Source organism: Pseudomonas sp. 14P5.3.2 (assembly GCF_057799175.1).
Genome location: NZ_JBYOKU010000001.1, coordinates 308,279 through 327,452, shown reverse-complemented (window position 1 = coordinate 327,452; position 19,174 = coordinate 308,279). Strand labels below are relative to the sequence as shown.

General features: G+C 53.8%; 10 protein-coding genes and 1 pseudogene. 8 read left to right on the top strand and 3 right to left on the bottom strand.

What is annotated here, in order from left to right:
• Nucleotides 1-59: 59 nt before the first annotated feature.
• Together AC27VU_RS01390 and AC27VU_RS01385 are read right to left on the bottom strand one after the other, a co-directional pair.
• Nucleotides 60-377: a hypothetical protein gene (locus AC27VU_RS01390; protein ID WP_488723231.1), complete on the bottom strand. Its 318-nt coding sequence runs from the start codon at nt 375-377 to the stop codon at nt 60-62.
• 213 nt (nt 378-590) lie between these two features.
• On the bottom strand, nt 591-1,481 hold the full coding sequence (locus tag AC27VU_RS01385) for a DNA-binding protein (RefSeq protein WP_488723230.1): 891 nt from the start codon (nt 1,479-1,481) through the stop codon (nt 591-593).
• Nucleotides 1,482-1,940: 459 nt separating this feature from the next.
• On the opposite strand from AC27VU_RS01385, the gene AC27VU_RS01380 reads away from it, so the two are divergent.
• From AC27VU_RS01380 to AC27VU_RS01345, 8 genes are all read left to right on the top strand, one after another.
• Entirely contained in the window at nt 1,941-5,714 is a 3,774-nt protein-coding gene (locus AC27VU_RS01380; RefSeq protein WP_488723229.1) for an ATP-binding protein, read from the top strand.
• Entirely contained in the window at nt 5,714-6,355 is a 642-nt protein-coding gene (locus tag AC27VU_RS01375; protein ID WP_488723228.1) for a condensin complex protein MksE, read from the top strand. The genes AC27VU_RS01380 and AC27VU_RS01375 overlap by 1 nt, the downstream gene beginning before the upstream one ends.
• Nucleotides 6,352-7,590 (top strand): hypothetical protein, encoded by a 1,239-nt coding sequence (locus tag AC27VU_RS01370; RefSeq protein WP_488723227.1) that lies wholly within the window; start codon nt 6,352-6,354, stop codon nt 7,588-7,590. Before AC27VU_RS01375 ends, AC27VU_RS01370 begins: the two co-directional genes overlap by 4 nt.
• Nucleotides 7,578-8,429, top strand: coding sequence for a DUF7281 domain-containing protein (locus AC27VU_RS01365; protein WP_488723226.1), 852 nt, complete (start codon nt 7,578-7,580; stop codon nt 8,427-8,429). The genes AC27VU_RS01370 and AC27VU_RS01365 overlap by 13 nt, the downstream gene beginning before the upstream one ends.
• 144 nt (nt 8,430-8,573) lie before the next feature.
• A complete protein-coding gene (locus AC27VU_RS01360; protein WP_488723225.1) occupies nt 8,574-12,119 on the top strand; it encodes an NACHT domain-containing protein in 3,546 nt (1,181 codons plus the stop codon).
• Nucleotides 12,120-12,949: 830 nt separating this feature from the next.
• Nucleotides 12,950-13,744: a Hachiman antiphage defense system protein HamA gene (locus tag AC27VU_RS01355; RefSeq protein ID WP_122786036.1), complete on the top strand. Its 795-nt coding sequence runs from the start codon at nt 12,950-12,952 to the stop codon at nt 13,742-13,744.
• Between the two features lie 41 nt (nt 13,745-13,785).
• On the top strand, nt 13,786-16,731 hold the full coding sequence (locus tag AC27VU_RS01350; RefSeq protein WP_488723224.1) for a DEAD/DEAH box helicase: 2,946 nt from the start codon (nt 13,786-13,788) through the stop codon (nt 16,729-16,731).
• 120 nt (nt 16,732-16,851) lie between these two features.
• Nucleotides 16,852-18,222, top strand: coding sequence for a hypothetical protein (locus AC27VU_RS01345; RefSeq protein ID WP_122786034.1), 1,371 nt, complete (start codon nt 16,852-16,854; stop codon nt 18,220-18,222).
• A gap of 149 nt (nt 18,223-18,371) precedes the next feature.
• Here the strand turns inward: AC27VU_RS01345 and AC27VU_RS01340 are convergent.
• A pseudogene (locus AC27VU_RS01340) lies at nt 18,372-19,104 on the bottom strand (ABC transporter permease); the annotation flags it as partial.
• Nucleotides 19,105-19,174 lie beyond the last annotated feature (70 nt).

Here is a 19,174-nt window from a genome sequence, read left to right as displayed (position 1 = left end):
ATCGGCTCAGTGAATTCGAAGTGGCCGCGGCAGATGGCATCATTTCGAAATGCATTCGACTAAGACGAGCTCCAGATATTTGTATTTTTTTTCTTCGCCGCGGCTTTGGCCTCTTGCTCAGCGACCAGCTTGCTGAGGCTGCTTGAGTCATGCACAAACACATCAATATCGCCCTCGTACACCTTGGACACGTGCAAGGTCACCCGCAGCTTCGACGTATGGTAACCACTCGCTTTCTTCGCTTGAGGCGTCGGGCTTGCAGCTGGTTGGGATCTGGGTACCGCAGGCGCTGACGATGGCACGGGTGGTGTCACGGGATCCGCACTGGCTCCGAAGAGTGCTTTACGCATTTCCTCTTCACTTAATTCAATTGCCATAGATCTACCTTCGGGCGGTCAGAAGTGCACAGGTGTGCCGGTATAAAGGGTTTGCCTATTGAGCTGCAGGTATGCCGGCGCGGCTATCCGTATGGTTTCGAGAGAGCACCATATCCAGACGACCTGCGACGACCAATTGATTGATCCTTTCGTGCGCCCGCTGGAGCTGATGGTTTTTTTCGAACGGCCGTGGCGCAGTGCTAGGTACAGGTGTCATGACTGTCTCCCTTTTCGCTTCGAATGGGTTCCTTTTGGCGCCGGCGTATCCTGGGTCTCTGATGCCGGGAGCTCAATCTGAGGCGATGACTCTTTATCCAGCTCGGGCTGGGTGTCCGCGCGTTGCTCAAGCTGAATTTTCAGATCCTCTACAAGCTTAGCCAAGTCTGCCTCACGAGCGGCAGTCTGCGCCGCAGAGGTGCGGAGGGCTTTGAGCTCGTCGTTCAACTCACTGGCGCTGTCTTTTTGAAGCTCTATGATCGCCCCTGCCCTAGCTTCCGCTAGCATAAGCGCCTGTACCTGGGCAGTAAGGGCCTGTATCTGATCGCTCTGGGAATTCAAGGTCTTCACCTGTTGGCGTGACTCTCCGAGTAGACGCTCATTGTCGCGGTTGAGACGTGTGGACTCATCCTGTTTGACCGCGAGCGATTCCCGCAGCTTTCGCTGCTCGACCTGCGATTCATGAAGCTGGGATTCATGCCTACGCTGATCCTGTTCGCGCTGCTCCTTAACCGACTCCCGGTAGTGTTCAAGCGCCCCGCGCGCGTGAACGTGCTTCTCCTCAAGGGATTGGATCTGTTTATTCCTATCACTGACCTGGGCATCCAGATCACTACAGCGTTGGCTAAGCCCGGCATTACGTGTCAGCTCTGCCTGGAGAGAAGACTGCGTGGTTTGAAGGTCAGCAGTTTGAGCTTCAATGGCTGCTTGCTGGGCGTCTAACTGCCTCCGTGCAGAGGTCAGTTCCGACTGTAGATTGGCGATTTGAGCCTCGAACGCTACGCGCTGTAAATCGAAGGCTGATCGAGTCTGTTCGATCGACTCATTACCCTCCTCCATCAACCGATCCAGAAGGCTTCCAACCATCGCGGAAAGCTCTTCCCCCATGCGTTCGTGCTAGCGAGGATGCCTCGTCGATTGCTATTTGCCATCACCCCCCTCAGAATAAACGAGTTTGAGCGTTCAAGGACGACGACCCCCCAAAAGTAAAGGGGTTTAGGATTAGCTTTTGCTGCGCAACTGGCACCACGCAGAACTCAACGACGAAAAGCCGCGCGACAACCCTCCTCGGTCGTCCTTTAGGTCTAACCTTCTCCTATCCCCGTCTGTCCCTGGGCACGCTGCTGTAAACGCTGTAACACTACTGTAAGCCATGTTCATGTGTAAGAAGACTTATAGTCTTTAGCCTCTAACGATCATCACATACACACGGCAAGTATTCAGGAATACAGCCCCGGCGCGGTTGCATATCCAGCGCAGCCGCAGATCATCTACCTTGTTGCTAACACCAGAGGTAGATGTGCAGCCGCAGCCAGGAGGGCTCTTTGCAGGCTATAGGGACATCGCATGCCAACTGATCAGCACACTCAAAGCCTGTTCCTTCTCCAGGACGAATCAGCATCGACCGATGAGTCGGACGTCGCAACACCAGGTGAACCTGACGAGCGTCTGCCTGAGGCGCTCTACAGACTGCTAAGCATCCACCTTGTCGACTCATTATCCAAAGGCCGCGTCCAGAAAATGGACGTCGATGGTGGCGTGGCATTGACTGGACGCAATGGCCAAGGGAAAACATCGTTGCTAGCCCTGGCCCTGATGTTTTCCGGCGTCGAGCCAACGGACGTGGTATCCAAGGGCAAGGACTCCTTCATCGACTACTACCTGCCTAATCAGACCTCATACATCGTCTATGAGTATGAAGTGCCGGATGGTAGTCGGCGCCTCGTCGTAGCCTACAGCAACAGCACAGCAGATCGGGTGCGCTACCGATTCGTCAAAAGCGAGTTCCGACGTGACATGTTCGTGTCTGATGACAATCAGTTCATCTTGAACAGAGATTTTCGCAGGAGACTTGCGGAGCTCAGGATTTCCTGTGCTGACCGGCAAATTGATACCTACCTTGATTACCGCTGCATAATCCAGGGTTGGCAGCCTCACCACGCTGATAGCAATCAGCGTCGATACCTGGCCGGCATGTCTGCTGAGTATGGATTCACTTCATACAATCGCCCCCTGCGGCATCTGGAAAAGCTCACGAAAGGCATGTTCTCTCGGCAGGCCAACTTTGATGACCTCCAGCAGGTCGTAGCGGACTGGGTTTTCGAGGGCAAGCCCTCGGTAGGTATCCACACCGATCGGGCACGTGTGGAAAACTGGCCCCGAGATTACAACGCTTACCGGCAGATCATGACGATCGAGCATGAAGTGGTTGGCACTGTGACTGTGCGAGAAGCCCTTAACGCTGCCCATGAGCGCGTTCGGGAATTCAAGGAGAAATTCCTGATCTTGCGCGATCACCTTGAGTTCAGTCAGGCGGCCAAGGAAAACGAGCGGACGAGTCTTGAGAAATTCCTTGGCGAACGTAAATACGAGCACGAGGCAGCTGCTGGAGAACTGATTCGCCAGATTGCTGAAGCGCACCATCAAGTGGGACAGTGCGAAAAAGACCTTCACCGTATTGAGGGTCAGCGTCAGGCATTCGCTGACGCCCAGGTCGAGGACAAACGAAGCCGTGCTGCCCAACGGGAGTTGCTGATCGACGAGGCCCGGCGCATCGACGAGCAATACAGGCTTGCTCTAGGTGCCGCTTCTGATATCCAGACCCAGTATGACGCGGCGATCAACGAGGAAGCTCGTCGGCACCAGATTTACCATGCGGCCGCCCTCACCAAGATTACCGAGCTCAACAGTGCACACCGGGCAGAACTCGATGCAGCTGCCGAGTGCGCGGATAAAGATAAACGTCTCTACGATTCGTCCTGCGAAGCTGAACGTAACCGCATCCAGGAACAAATTGATGTTTTGAGGGGCCAGGTTGGCCGGGATGAGGAGCGGGTTAACAATCCCTCAACGGATCCGTTGCTGATCAATGCTATAGAACTGAAACAGGACTCCCTGCAGCAGGCTGCGGCGGTGCTCCGAGCAGCGGAGAAAACCGTCAGCGCCAAAGAGCATGCTGTCGACAAGCTCCAGGCTGAATCAGCGACGCTCGACCTCCAGATCCAGCTACATACCAAAGGCTTGTCGGCCCAGTCTGAAAAAATTCAAGGGATCCAGCGCTCTCACGCTCCCGATCCGGACAGCCTGCTGCACTTCCTCAGATCCACGCGCTCCGACTGGGGTGTGCACATTGCCAAGGTGATCAATCCCGAACTGCTTCATCGAACCGATTTGCACCCGCAGACAGTGGACTCTAGCCAAAGCTTGTATGGGATTGCACTCGAGTTAGATTTTGTTGCTCCAGTCGACGAAGCGGACGATACGTTGCTGCAGGAGATGCTTGCTGAAGCCGTCGCTGAGCGGGAGGTGTTGCAGAGTCAGCTGGATTCGGCCGTCGCTCAGCAGAGAGCATTGCGCGAGGCGATAAAGACAGCAGTTACCGAGTTGACTCTGGCGCGTGCAGCCTTGGGTCGTGCCCAAAACGATCATGCTGCCCTAGATACGGAAATCCGTGACGTCCGCAAGGAACTCCAGCGCAAGCGGGATGCTGCAGTCTCGGATGCTGTAACTGCTCTCAGCGCAAGGCGAGCGCAGCTTGAGTCTGCGATAGGCGTACAAAGGGAATTCAATGATCGCCATCAGCAACGACATGTTGAACTGACTAGCTTGGCTACCGCTAAGCGTGAATCGATCAACACACGCTTTGGGCTTTCTGCCAGGCAGATCAACACCGCGATCGCTGACCACGAAACCGCCACGCAAAACGCAATCAAGACCCTGAGAAAACAGCAGGATGCTGCTTTGTCCGAACGAGGGGCAGATGTCGAGGTTTTGAATGCGCTGAAAAATCACAGCCAGCAGCTAAGAGATGATCTGGAAGAAATTAATGGTTGGACTGACCTCCTTAATCAGTGGCACCACTGGCTGACTGTCGTTGAGCCAGAAATTCCGGCAATTCAGGAGAAACTTGATCAGCAACAGGCTCTACATGGGCAGCTGACATTCCAGCTCAGTGCGGTTGAAGAGGCATGGACTCGCACGAAGCGCGAAGTCGAGAGGCAGATCAGCGAATGCAGTACAGCTGCCTCCAACTTCTACAAGGATTTCTTAGCCGTAGAAGCCACGTTGCGGGATCAGCTACAGGACTACACGCCGACCGACCGTTATGAAACTTATGATGTGGCTTGGCAAGCGACCGCGCTGCGCACAGCACTAGGGGCCTGTTTCCAGGAACTGCATGATGCGGACGGTTCCTTGCGAGCGAAGATCAAGGGAATGCGCGGGGCATTCTCCGCTATTGCACTCTCTCCGCCCGCCACCTATTTCAGCGATCGTTTGAGCAACCTCAAAGACGAGCTCCCGCGGGAAATCTCTTCTAGTGACGTGCTTGGCGTCGTGGAAGATTGGTTCACCCACCAGCACGAGCAAAGCCGTCGGCTGCTGATCGCGGATGCTCGTACGATCTTTGGAGAGATCCAAGGGCTGCACCGAGAGCTTAAAAAGTTTAGCGATCGACTGGCACGCTTCAATACGGCGATGCAGAGTCATCTGTCCCACAGCTCAAAGGTGTTCGACAGCCTAACTGACCTTCAGATATCTATCGTCTCGGCTGTCGAAGATTTGAATTACTGGTCAATCATCAAGAAGATCACCGATGACCGTGATCAGTGGGTCAAGGATGGCGATCTTCCAGACGAATACGCTGTCGACCACCTGCGTGCCCTCCTGAACCTCTGGGACATCAAGAGCGGTATCAACGCGAATTTCAAATCACTGGTCAGCATCCGCGGTGCTGTCAGGGAGAACGGAAACCTGAGGCAGTTTCGCAACCGCGCCGAACTGGAAAATATCTCATCCAATGGCTTGAGCTATCTGGTGATGATCATCCTATTTCTTGGGTTCATCTCTAAGGTTCGAGGAAACGCCCCGGTGCAACTGACCTGGTGCGTGGATGAACTCAAGGCTATCGATGCGCAAAACGTTGTGTCGCTGTGCAACTACCTTGGGGAAAATCACATCACGCTATGTACCGCCTTCCCTGACCCAGACGCAGAAACGCTCATACTGTTTGCCAACAAATACAAGCTCGATTCAGAACGCCGGCTGGTGCATTGCGAGCTTGCCATAGAGGGCGATCCAGAACTTGATGAACCTCTGGAAATCGAAGTGGAGGACGTCTAATGAGCCCTTTCGCCCGCATTGTGACCGATCTTCTCAACGGCAGGTTTATCTGCCAGGTAACTGACTACGAGGGCTATCAATTCCTCAGCAGCCCACAGGCGTCAGGTAGCCGTACTAGCCAGGATGACGTCGATGACTACCTGCGCCGTATCAACATCCGACTGACGCAGACCCGCAATGGCAGCGCCTTCTTCGCTGCAGCGTCAGAGATTGACGGAGAAGGCAAAAAGATTGCGAGGAGGCGCTTTGGGGAGCTGAAGAACACTCTTAGGCCAATGGTTTCCTTCCTTGAAATGGTAATGCGGCTGGAAGGTGATGACGACGCGGTATCCCCTGGCCAAAAGCTCGATCTCAACCGCACCATGGCCAAAATTGCAGCGAACCCCGGCATCGGTGAGCAGTTGAGGCAAATTGCATCAGATACCAACATCTCGACCCGCGATGGGTCAGACAGAGAGCGCCTTAACAAAATCGTGAAGCGGTTTCGTGACGATGGCTACCTGCAGTTGGTCAACCCGGAGTCAGAGATCTACGTGTTCACCGGTCGCATTGAGTGGTTGATGGAGGCAATCGAGTATCTGATGCTCCACGACCAAATCTCAGACGATGACAAGGAATTCGATAAGAGAACGGCCTCATGAGCACCCTGGCAGATGCAGTGGTCGGTCATTTGGAACTCTTGCACTCTCAGCGCAAGCTGATCGCACAGATGTACGTAAGTGGCCACGTTGTTCGGGACGAACAAAATGCTAAAGCGCTGAGCCAGCTTCAGCAGATCCGCGCGATCCGTTTGAACGAAACACTCAAAGACTCCTACAGACTTTCTCCTACGGTCAGCCGGCTGCTCAACGAGGCGAGTTACCGATCTCGAAACTATGGGGTTTCTGCAGATTTTGGGAAACAGCTAAGTCGGCTGGATAAGCTACTGGAGGACTTTTCCGAAGCATATTTCGACGGTCGTGGTGAGGACGTCATGCTATTGCAGGACGAGATCGACCTCACTCTCTTCGAAATATCGGAAGAGATGAAAGACTTCCTGCTCCACGTCCGAACCGCAGCCGAAAACAACTTTGGCAACGTGCGCGCCTATCGGGAGAAAGAAAAACAGAATTTGCATTATCTGGAACAGCTCGAGCGAATAGTCGAGGCATTGTCGCAATTCGATGACGCTGCCTTGCTCGAAAGCCTGGGTTCCAGTGAGCGCGAGGCTTTGGAAGCCCTTTATCAAGGCTATATTCTGGACAGATTGTCGAGTTGGCGATCCACGACGGCGGATATTACCCGGGTGTTGAAGCTATATCTGCATAAGCTGCGGGTGGTCGAGCCTCGAGCAAGGAGATTGCGAGCTTTGCAAATGTACCTGCTCCGACACCCTGAGTATGAGATACGTGATCCTGATGAGTATCCGGAAATCCCGGATTGGGCCTATCAGCACGAGCCAATGAAGCTACGATTGGATCTCGACTTCGGCAGGCAAGAGATCAGGGACAGCCTGGCCAATGTGGCTAAAAACATCGACCGCGCAGTGGCTGTACCCACCAAAGAACGACGACCAGGAACGCTCGTCACGGAAGCGCCACTCAAGGCTGCATTGATCAAAGGATCTCCCCTTGTGGTCGTGAGCCAACGCCTACTCAACGAGGCCGCCCACAGCGCCGCCCCAATGTCTGCTGCTCGATATTTCGCGCTCGCCCCTGAGACCCAAGTGCTGGATCAGGAATCTTGCATGATGTGCTTCCTAGCCTTGCTTGATAAGCAGATGAAGGCAAATGCGCAAATCGTACGGCGCTTACAAATCGAGCTCGTCTCCATCAATGACGACGATAGGCTCAGTGGAAACGTCATTATTGCGGATGTCACCGTATGCAAGCGTTAGGAAGTCTGAAAAAACTGCTGGCTATCTACCAGTCGGAAAAAGAGCTTTTCAAACGTTCCCGTCAGTTGGACGGTTTGTGCGACGAGTACGGAATCGGTCAAGCAATAGGAGCCATATGGCAATTCACCCCGGCCGACAAACTACAAATCGCAGTGATCATCCAGAACAACTGGAACGTTGACCCCATGATGTCACTCAACGGGTGGGACGAGCTTTCTCGCAACGAGGCGGTTCAGATGGGAGGAGATGAGAAATTCACCAAAAAACGGTTAAGAGGTCAACGAGTCGCCATTAAGTCCCTACCAGATCGCCCTCTGATGCTTGGGAGCGAACCTTACACCCTTCCGCCAGGGATCAATCTGGATGTCGAACGCCAATGGGTCGTGGAGCGCTGCCAGCATGATGCAGTACTGCTGATTGAAAATTGGGAGAACTTCGAACTGACCGATCGGACACCGATACTCAAATCAGCGCCGGGCAATCCGCTTGTGGTTTTCCGCGGGGCGCCGGGCAGCTACAAGGTCGACAGTGCCTACCGCCTGCTGAATGACTTGGGCCTGCCGGTGATTGCGTTTACCGACTACGACCCTGAGGGACTTGCGATCGCAGCCACTCTGCCATATTTCAGCCGGTACCTCGCTCCAGGAACGGGATGCCTTGAAAAACTCTGCAGTAAGCTGAGCACCCAGCGCAGATACCGCGAGCAGATCGTTCAAAAGCGCTCGATGCTTGAGGCGCTCCATGATCCCGAGCTGGTGCGTGTGTTCGAGATCATTAAAGCTGCGGGCAAAGCGTTACCTCAGGAAAGACTAATCGGATTGGTGAATTGGCAAGAATAGGCCTCAGGATCACCATCGTCGCAGGAAGCCTTCCGAACATAACCCCTTTACATGTCTGCGTGCCGAACTTGGCGCCTCCTCAGTGCGATGCCAAGGAAACCTTGCAGACAGTTTCAAACATAGATCCCTGATTGAGTCATTGAGATGACAGAACATTCCGATTCAGCCTCTTCTGAAAAGCTGAAAAGCAAAAAAACGGGAGGAGGTTCAGCCTTTGGGGCCGGTGCCAATTTTCAATCCTCGCTGACAGCCATTGTCGCGAGCCATATTTTGCATGGCAGCCCTTTAGGTTGGCTTGATGGTGTCTGCGACGATATTCCCGCTGCTGTTTGGGCTGAGAGCGAGGGAGCCGGTGACGATCTGCGGATTGAGCTTACAGACGGCAGCGCAATCGAGGTGCAAGCCAAAAAAGGTCTGAAACACCGTGACAAGCTATGGTCAGCACTCATGGATCTGGCACAAGCCATTCATGACGGGTCACTCGCCTACGGCATCTTGGCGGTAGCCTCGGATACCAGCGCCGCCATTAGAGAAGATCTTGCAAACGACATCGAGCGAATGGGGCAAGGTCGCGCAGATAGGCTGACTGCTATCGGGAACGAATTTCACGACGTCCTGCTGACCAACAATCTCTCGGTGGAGGTTGTGTGTCGATCCCTTCAGATCCGTGTCATCGATACTCTTATTTCAAAAAACGGGGACATCAATGCCGCAAAAAATGTCCTCCGATCAATTTGTGTGGATGAAACTGATGCTTCCGCAGCGTTCGATATCCTAGGCTTCCGGGCATTAAGATTGATTGAGAATCGCGGGCGATGGACGCTGCGAGATCTGGTGCAATTGCTTCGAACAAGAGGCATCAAGCTTCGTGACCATGGCAGCCCCGCTGCCATACTCGACAGCTTCGCACAATGGGTGTGCGGTAACCACAAGGATTTCGCCATCCTGGGCGTCCCCAATCGAATCTCCATCGCGCATTTGCTCCCAATGAAGTTGGAGCATCGGCAGTTCGAACAGGAAGACGCTATTGATGCAATGTCTGCATTGGCGCGTTATCAGAAAATCCGTATCCGCGAAGGGATAGGAAACGGTTTCGATTCGATATGGACGGCTCGGTTTAAAAGACGTGCCGTGGTCGTGTCTGGCCCTGGCCTAGGTAAATCGACTTTGCTGAGACAGCTGGCGCATCAGTACTCTCTAGACGGGTATATGGTACTGAGCGCTCCGCTCAGGTGGATCGCGGCTGGAATGCAAAATGGAAAAGCATTTAGTGATCTGCTGGTGACTAAGTCGTTCGACGGCTCAGGGCAGGTTGGTGGGGACGTCGTCAACGACAAACGCTTCAATTGGGTCGTCCTGCTCGATGCGTTGGATGAGTGCGCCGATGAGCATGAGGCTATAGCTGAGGATATCCGCCGCTTTTCATTGGGGCATCCAGAGGCGAGGATCGTGGTCACAACAAGGCCAATTGGATACACATCCAACGCTTTGTCGGATTGGGCTCACTACACCCTCCTCCCACCCAAGGTCGAGGAGGGAGCTGAGAACTTGGGCAAGCTGTTAGGGTTAATTGCGCCAGGTTCGGTGGATGTCGCGGAGCACCCCGCGTTTTCCTCTGGCTATAGCAGACATGACGCCCCGAGCAATGCCTTCGCTACCAGCCCTCAACTGCTAGGTTTGTCAGCCGTACTCATCCATCGAAATCGTGCTCTGCCTGCGACCCGAGTCAGGCTGTACTCCGAACTCATCAAGCTGTTTGAAGAGGCACCAATCAAGGCGCGGGCTTTAGACGGTGCAGAGCTGACTGACATCGCGATTCATGTCCTCGGCATGACAGGACGGCTCTTGCTTGAAAATCCATTGTTGCCGTTTAGCCAGTTGTTGGATCAGATAGCCGCCGAGCTGACACCGCTAGTAGGCAAGCCATTGCTGGTGTCCAAAAGCTACGTCAGGGCCGCCCTGAAACATTGGGAGAAGGCCGGGCTAGTCGAGACCTTCTACCATGCTGGTACAGAGCTGATCGCTTTTATTCACAAGACATTCTGTGAATTTGTAGCAGCACGATACTACACTGAGCAGTCGCAAGACGTGATCGATGGGGCAATCGACCGTGAGGGTTTAGATGAGTTGATCAATTTTGGTGTAGGACTTGGTCTGGCGGATAAGCTGATCGATATCTACCTGCGTCGCCACGCTAGCGGACAGTCCAACCAAATCCCAAAGGCTCTGGCATTGCTGAGCAAGCCGGACGCCATTTTCTCATTAACGAACGTGAAGCGACTCATTCACGAATCCTTCAGAGCGATTGACGATCAAGATAGTAATGCATGTTCCATCGGCGTAGCACTGGCTGATCTTCCAGAGGACGCTGCAGATTTAGTCACGGCTGAGGCCATTAAGCGGCTCTACGTAGCGCAGGCCCCCATTAGGCTCATTGCATGGGCATTGGTCGATCATAATGCAGACACTGATCTCAACTCGGCTGCCATACTCAGCGCGTTAGTGCTCACAGTACCAGCCTTAGACCGTAGGGCTATTTTTGCTGAGGATAAAGCAGACAGAAGCGATCTGGCACTTCTGCGCCGCCTGGCATTTAAATTTCTTGAGGCTCAGCCCGACGCCCAGGTGCGAGGCTTTGCGGAGCAGCTTCGTAATCAAGTCTTCGAAAACGTTGGTTTTATATTAGATGTAAATGCTCACCTAATAGGACGGGAAATCCAGCCCATCCCAACAGCTTGGGATCGAACCGACCCCGAGCGCGAACCGTCGCCTGTAGCTCGCATAAGCTTTCGTGGTGACCTCTCAGGTATGCAAGCGTTTGTCGCAATTGCCAAGGCGTTTGTACCCCTTGACTACTGTTTCTCCTCAGGCCCGCCACGTGAGCGTGCACTGCCTCAGCTGGCTGCCTTTTTGAGGGCTTCGGGATTCATGGACATACCTGCGGGCGATGTAACTACGTGGCAAGAGCCGCACGATGAGGCAGTCGTTCGAAGCACCCTTAGGTACGTAGCCTCGCATTTGCCACTTGATCTAGACGCATTGCAGCAGGAGTGCTGTGAGGTGCTTGATCTGTATCTTGCAGGCAAAAGCTCACTGTTCGAAGTTCTGCCGGACGTGGACATCCCCAAGCTCTCATGGCCCAGAATCAGGACTGCGCCCAATAATTTGGTAAATATCAAGAAAGGGCTTCTTCACTCATCCGAATGGCTCTGCAGATTAGCCATGGAATCCTGCGAGCCATTTTCCATAAACCAAGAAGAACTCAAAAGAATCCTGCGTGCTTCCAGCGGCCATTCGCTCCGAGCTGTGCTCTACCTAATCGCCCGGAATTACCCCGACGACCTCGTCGATCTTGCCATGCAACGGCTGGTCAGCACTCCGACGAACGATGTGAGCAGCATCGTTGATTTGTTTCGTAAACTCGACATCGCGCCCTCCCCAGAGATCATGGACATTGCGCTGTCGAGCCTCAGTTCCAGCTGTAAAAATACGGTTTCAGCAGCTACAAGGCTTTTGGGTGCTTGGGTAACCAAGGGCACACTGTTGGATAGAGATAGAATCGAGGAAGCGGTTGAGCATTGGGGTGGCCGAGAAGCCGCCAAGCCACTCAAGGTACTCCGTACCCCACTTCATTCCATCATTGAGCTTTCAGAAAGGGTTCACGCCATGAGCGAAGCCATTGAAAAGTAATTCGATTCTGAAGGCAGCCGCCGAAGTGCCGATCTCCCCTACCCACCGGCAGCTCGATCGATGCATATCGCTCGATCCCGTCAACGGCTTTCAAAACCAGCTCAAGCTTCAGGCTAAAGGTCATCAGCTACTAATTTTTGTGCTGTGAACCAGGGCAAGTTTCATTGGCCAGGCATCCATCGTGGGAAGGAAGTTGAAGTCGACTCCGAACAACTCCAGGCGCTGGTGCTTGGATTGTTTTGGCAACGAGTCGGTTCTGCCGGCGCAATTACATTGCTTTAAACGCTGCCTTTTGGCTGTAGCAGTCGGGCTGCTTTGGTAAAATCCACGGCATGACTTCCTTGCTCGATCTCGACCAAATGCCCCCCGAACAACTGCGCACACTGGCTGCGCAGTTGATGTCCCAGGTCGACACCCAGGCGCTATCAAAGAATGATGGGCTGAGCGCGTGATGAGTCTTCCTCTGCCGAGCTTGGCGAAACGACCAATCATTGCGTTTGCTGGCGGTGAGCGAAAAATCCCTGCGATCCTGGCAGCTTTGCGCGGTCGCTGAATTTTCCGGGCTTGTAACTGATCAGCAAACGGCAATGCAGCTGGCCACGTTGTAACCAAGGCTTCTCTGCTCGATGGTACGGGAGGCCATCGAGCACTGCGTCTGAAGTTTTTACGTAACTCTGATCCCATCCCATGCAGAGCAGCAAATAGTTCCCACAACGCAGAGAGCGTCACTGGTGATCTATAGATCCAGCATGGCAAGATGGTGGGCAACTACCGCGGTTCAGTTCTGAAAACGCCATACCGGCATCAGCGGTGAATATGGATTCGCAATCATGGATGATCTCCAGTTCGACTTTGGCAATGCGGTGCCTTGGTTTCCGCACAGCCAAGAAGATCCCTATGTTCTAGTTCGGATGAGTACCGCGCATGTCGCGCTCCTGCAAGCGACGTTGGCCGAGCCATTGCGTCGCTGCTACATCACTGATGACCTACTCCACCGTTCCGCTGCGCGCACTGGACTGTCGTTAGCTGAAATTCTCTCCAGCAAGCTTCCGGATGCAGGATCAACCATGGCTGGCGATTTTGGTGAGGTGCTAGGTTACTTCTATCAGGCAGCTAAGGAACATCCGACCGAAGCGATAGGCCCCAAGAAATGGCGGCTCAAACAGGACAGGACTAAACCGGCCCCCAAATCGGATGTCATCCATTTCCTGATGCCCGATCACCCCAATGCGAGCGCGGACGATGTCATCCTGTGCTCCGAGGTTAAGCTCAAATCCACTTCTGCTCCATCTGATCCCATAGCCACCGCAATTAAGGACTGTGAAACGGATCGGGTTAGCCGGCTTGCAAAGACCTTGGTCTGGCTGCGCGAACGATCCATGACTGAAGATCTTGGGGATGTAAATATTCCTCTGTTAAACCGCTTTATCAATGCGGTTGACGCTCCATCTGCGACCAAGCGCTACCGCGCAGTTGCCGTCATCTGTGAAAGTTTGCTCACAGCAGAACTCGCGACTGCACCCACTACAGCAAGCGACGACTTCACCCTGGTCGTAATCTCTGTTCCCGACCTACACGCCACCTATAACACCGCGTTCCAAGCTGCACGCGCTTCGGTGATTTGACTATGCGAGCCGCACTCCAAACGTGGATTAATAACGCAGACATGGCTCGTCATCTTGGCCATTTCTCGATAACACAGATGCCGATGGAGCTCGCTCGCATCAGCAATCGGCTTGAGGATTACTACATATCTCTGGTTGGCGAGCTCTTCGAGGGGGCTCGCGGAACAGACACTCCTAGCGCTGACTGGGCTCAGCTAGGAAATGCTTTCCTGCAGTTCTCAAAAGAATTGCCACCGGTGCAACTGGCACAGCTGGGAATCGCCCAAGACGAGGCAGCCCTGTTCGCGGCTGCAGCATTCTATTTCGGGGATTTCCCCGCTTCCGCCTGCCTCGCCATGCGCCAATCGGCTATCCCTGGCTCACCTCAGAGCTTGAGAGCCGCTTGCTACGACTTCTTGGCCCGTCCAGCACAGCTGCGATCTGAGGCAGCACATGCACTGCAGGAACACTTAAGAACCGGTAATTTGGTGGCCCTTGCCAGTGATGTCGAGGCGGCCGTTCAGGCCGAAAAAGCTGCTCTGGTGGAGGGGCCAGATGCTTGGGTTGCCGCCGCATTGCTCAGTAAACTTCTTACTCGATTCCATGCATCAAATGTCCGTGCGGTCTTACCCCAAGGCGCGAATCCATTCTGGACATCGCTCATCAACTCTTTCCTTGATCGCAAGCCATCGACGTGGGAGTTTTTCCCTTCGCAGATACAAGCCATCCAGGGTGGATTGCTCGAAAACAACCAAAGCTATGCTTTGCAGATGCCCACCGGCGCGGGCAAAACAACGCTCTGCGAAACGTTGCTTTACTGGCATCTCAACTTGAATCCGCAACATGTCGCAATCATGGTTGTGCCTTATCGCTCGCTAGCATCAGAGCTAAGAAGCTCACTGGTACGCAGACTCAACGCGATGGGTTTACCGTCTCGCTGCGCTTATGGTGGCACCGTCCCTTCGCGGGACGAGATGCACGGGTTGGATCAAATACGCGCATTGGTCGCCACTCCCGAATCATTGTCCGGAGTTCTCAGCGCTGACCCATCGTTTGCCCAGCGTGTATCGCTGGTTATCTGTGATGAAGGGCATCTTCTGGATAGCTCAGGTCGTGGCATTGGGCTCGAATTACTTCTCGCACGTATGAAAGCGCGGGTCATCAATCCTATCCGCTTCGTGTTCATGTCAGCGATCGTTCCCAACATTGAAGAAATCAACGCGTGGCTGGGGGGGAACGAACAGACGGTTATCAGAAGCACCTATCGACCCGCCATTGCCGAATTTGCGGTGTTGCGCTCTCAGGGGGCAGGCGCATTAAAATCAGTTCGTCTCGACATGCACCCTCATGAACCCAATCAGCGCCAATATGGTATTTACGGTTTTCTGGATCGAAGCCATTTCCAGTACATAAACCCCGCCACAGGCCGAAATAAAACCTACACGTTCACGTCCATTAAGACGCTTGCGATTGCGGCGGCCCGCAAGGTCTTAACGATGGGAACCACTGCGGTTTTTGCAGCGAATAAACGAGGGAATCAAGGGGCGATAGGATTAGCTGAGGAGCTTATCGACCAGTTGTCTTTGCCGCTTTCACTGCCCAATCCGATCGCTTATGCAAACCTGGAAAAACTGGAAAGTCGAATCAATTATTTAGAGACTGAATTTGGCTCGTCTTGGATCGGGGCACGATCAGTAAGAAATGGAGCAGTCCTTCACCATGGCGACATTCCCCAAGAAACCCGCGAGGTACTCGAGGAGTTGCTGCGCGAGCGACACATCCACCTCGTTATTTGCACAAGTACGCTTGCTGAAGGTGTGAACCTACCTATCCGATCCTTGGTGCTGTATTCGGTGCAGCGGCGTCAAGGCAAGGGTAAGCCGGTAGATATGCTCGCACGGGACATCAAAAACCTTGTGGGTCGCGCTGGTCGCGCAGGTGCCAACACCAAAGGGTTGGTCATCTGCGCCAATGCTGACCAATGGAGCTTAGTTGAGCCCGTGGCGACAGCTGGCCCCGGCGAGACTCTGACGGGCGCACTGCGCACACTGATCCGGAATCTCGAAAATCACTTATCAATCTACAATATTGTCCTTACCAATGAGTTCTTAGAGGCCAATGCCGTTATTCATCCTCTTGTGGACGGAGTGGATTCGACGCTGTTGGAGCTAATTGGGGAAGAGCTTGGGGACAACGATTTCGTCAGGCTGGCCACGGATCTGGCCTCACACACATTCGCGGCGCATCAGCAGCCACCAGGATCTGCCGGCACCTTGAGATCTGTGTTCGAACTCCGAGCAGTACGTCTGCTGGCGTTACGTGCGCAGGGCAAGCTCGCGTGGATCAAAGAGACGGGTACCAAGGTTCGGCTGCTCGCATCTGTCGAACAACTATTGCTTCCAGCCCGGACGGATTGGTCAGCGCCAGTGGATCCATCCTCAGATGATCTTCGAACTACGATTCTTGAATGGGCATGGCAGGATCAAGAGCTGCAGAGTGACGTGAAGTCCGCGTTCCGGCTGGATGAAAATCAGCACCCAGTTACGGTAAAACCTAGGTTTTTTGAAATCGTGCGTCTGTGGATGACGGGAGCGTCGTTTTACGGAATCGCTGCATCAACGCAGTTGGAAGTGGATGACCTGTTGGCAGTTCACTCGCGCGCGACGTCATATTCGCTGGAAAGCGTCGTAGAGCAAGGCATCACCCTCCTTTCTCGTATTTTGCTGGAGCGTGGAATCGTCATTCATGAAGGGGTGACTGCATTTACCGAACACCTTAAGTTTGGTGTGCCTTCCCGTGAGGGGAAGCTTTTCGCTACCGCGGGTGTTAGACACCGCAGAGCCTACGTCATGTTAGGTAATGTCCATAAACGTGATGGCATCACCGTTGAACCGGCAAATGCCAAGGCAACAGCACTCAGAGCCATGAATGCTTTTCCAGAGCAGTGGCATGCCGCGTTGGGCGACTTGGTCTACAACAACACACTCGTCGACCTCGGCAATCTGTGAGCGTTGGGCCCTGATATGTGATGGGCCCTTTTTGTAATTGCTAACGTTACTCGAGTCTCAGCAGCTCAGGCCAAGAACACAGCTATAAACCATCATCTCAATGGCAGGACATGGATATCTATGGACATTGGCTTCGTCGATTTGGACATCTTAGTAACCCAAATCCGCAATTCAGCTTCTAAACGGTACTTCCTAGATGCCGTGAAAGCCTACAAGGCCGGAGCACTTCGAGGGTCTCTCACCTCGTTATGGGTCGCACTTGCCTACGATCTGATAGCCAAATATCGCGAAATCAGCGCTGAAGGTGACGCAGCGGCAACCGAGTTCATCAGGCAATGGGATGCCGCGACGGTGGCAGACAATATCCCAAAGTTGCTCAGCCTGGAGGCTGAAATACTTGATCATGCCGCGGATACGACCCAGGTCATTGACGGGATTGCCAAACGGCATCTGGGGCGTCTACGGCAAGATCGACACCTATGCGCACATCCGGCGTTCTCGGCGGAGGCAGCGCTCTTCGAGCCATCACCGGAACTGGTGAGACTCCACCTGGTAAACGTCATTGATTGCGTTCTGTCTCGTGAGCCTCGCCAAGGCAAAGCGATTTACGAAATCTTCAGCCTGGATGTCCAGTCCGCAGGATTCCCTGCAGACCCAGACCGTATCCACAACTACGTAGATCAGCGCTATTTGAAGCGAATCAAGATACAGAATGTGCAGAACTTCGGCACGGTATTAGCCAAATCACTATTAAAGGGCGTCCCACCAGAATGGGAGGCTCACCAGGCAAAGATTTGTCATTCCTTGATAGCCTTACGTGACCGAGCGCCGGATGCATGGCCTGATCTGTCTACGACGATTTCACGGCTGATTGACAACTCCGAGCCGCTGACTCGCCCGCGATCAATAGCATTTCTGGCAGCGTTACCTGCTTTTTGGAATCAATTGCAGCCGGCCACACAAACCGCACTGCAAGGAACCGCGGCAAATTTTGATCCGGCCAACGCGCCTGATTTTCGAATATTGGCCGGCGTTTCAGTCCCCGCCTTTCGGCAGGCGTTGCTGGACGCAATCGCCAATATGGATGAAGACCAACTGGTGCAAGCGATCGCTATATCGCCAGTACCTGAACTATGGATTCCGGCAGTCGAATCCTATGGAGAATCGGGTAGCTACCGTGGGTCAGAAGGAAGGTTCAGAAGGCTGCTAGCTCCATTTTCAGGCCACCTAAGTAGCGGGCAGCTCGATACGCTACTGGATAAGCTTATGATCAACTCCCAATGCTGGGATGCTGGCGCAACACCCGGATTTTTGCTCGGTTTGCTGCGGGATGCTGGGGCTCGGAATCTTCCCACTGACGAAGCGAAAAATCGCTTCTATCAGCAAGTTCGTCGTAAAGGGGCGGAAGCCCAGTATGTTGATGTTTTAGAGCTTTTCGTCGCCCATGGGTGGGAGCGCCGAGCCCCCGAAAACGTAGATGAAGACGATTGAGGCAATTGGAGTGATGAACCGACCGATATCGATCGGTTCAGCTCCGAACGAACCGCCTACTTAGGGCAAGCGCTTTGGCAACAGAGTGGCTTGCTTCGGGCCCCTATCGAGTGTCGACGCCTGCACTCATCCCCACTCCGCGCAGAAGGTCATCTGCCATGATGTTTGCGGCTCATGAATATCGCCAGCAATATGATCCCACCTTTGGTCACGCTCTGGACATACGGCGAGACACTCATAAGGTTCAGACCGTTGTTCAGAACGCCGAGAAGCATAGCGCCGACCAATGTGCCGAGGATGGCCCCCCTGCCCCCAGTGATAGCAGCTCCGCCTAGTACAACTGCGGCGATGGCGTCGAGCTCGAATGAAACCCCTGCATTAGGCTGTCCGCTCATCAGTCTGGAGGTCAATAGAAGTCCAGCGACCGCTGCGGTTAAACCGCTAATCCCGTACACAAACAACTTGTATCGGGGCGCTCGTACGCCGGAAAGCCGTACTGCCTCTTCGTTGCCACCTATGGCGTAAATGTATCTACCCACAGGTGTGTGTTGAAGCAGAACGAATGCTGCTGCATTGACCAGGAACATGGTCAGAATCGGTAGCCGCACACCCATTACCTCACCATGACCAAAAACGCAGAATCATTCCGGCAATCCCGAGATGGGATAACCATTGGTGTACATCAGACCCAAACCGCGAGCAATCCCCATGGTGGCCCACGTGACAATGATGGGTGGCATTTTGAGATAAGCGACAAAGATGCCGTTGCCAATGCCAAATGCAGCGCCCAGCAATAGTCCTGCAAGCAAGCACCGCGATTGGCCCGGGCACGCCCGCAACGAGGAGTGCCGCAGTGAGCGTCCCACTGAAAGCCATAACCGTCATCCGTGAGATAGCTGATGAAAAGGCCGACGCTGTAAGACAGGCTGTTATCGAAATTGCAGAAGAGAAT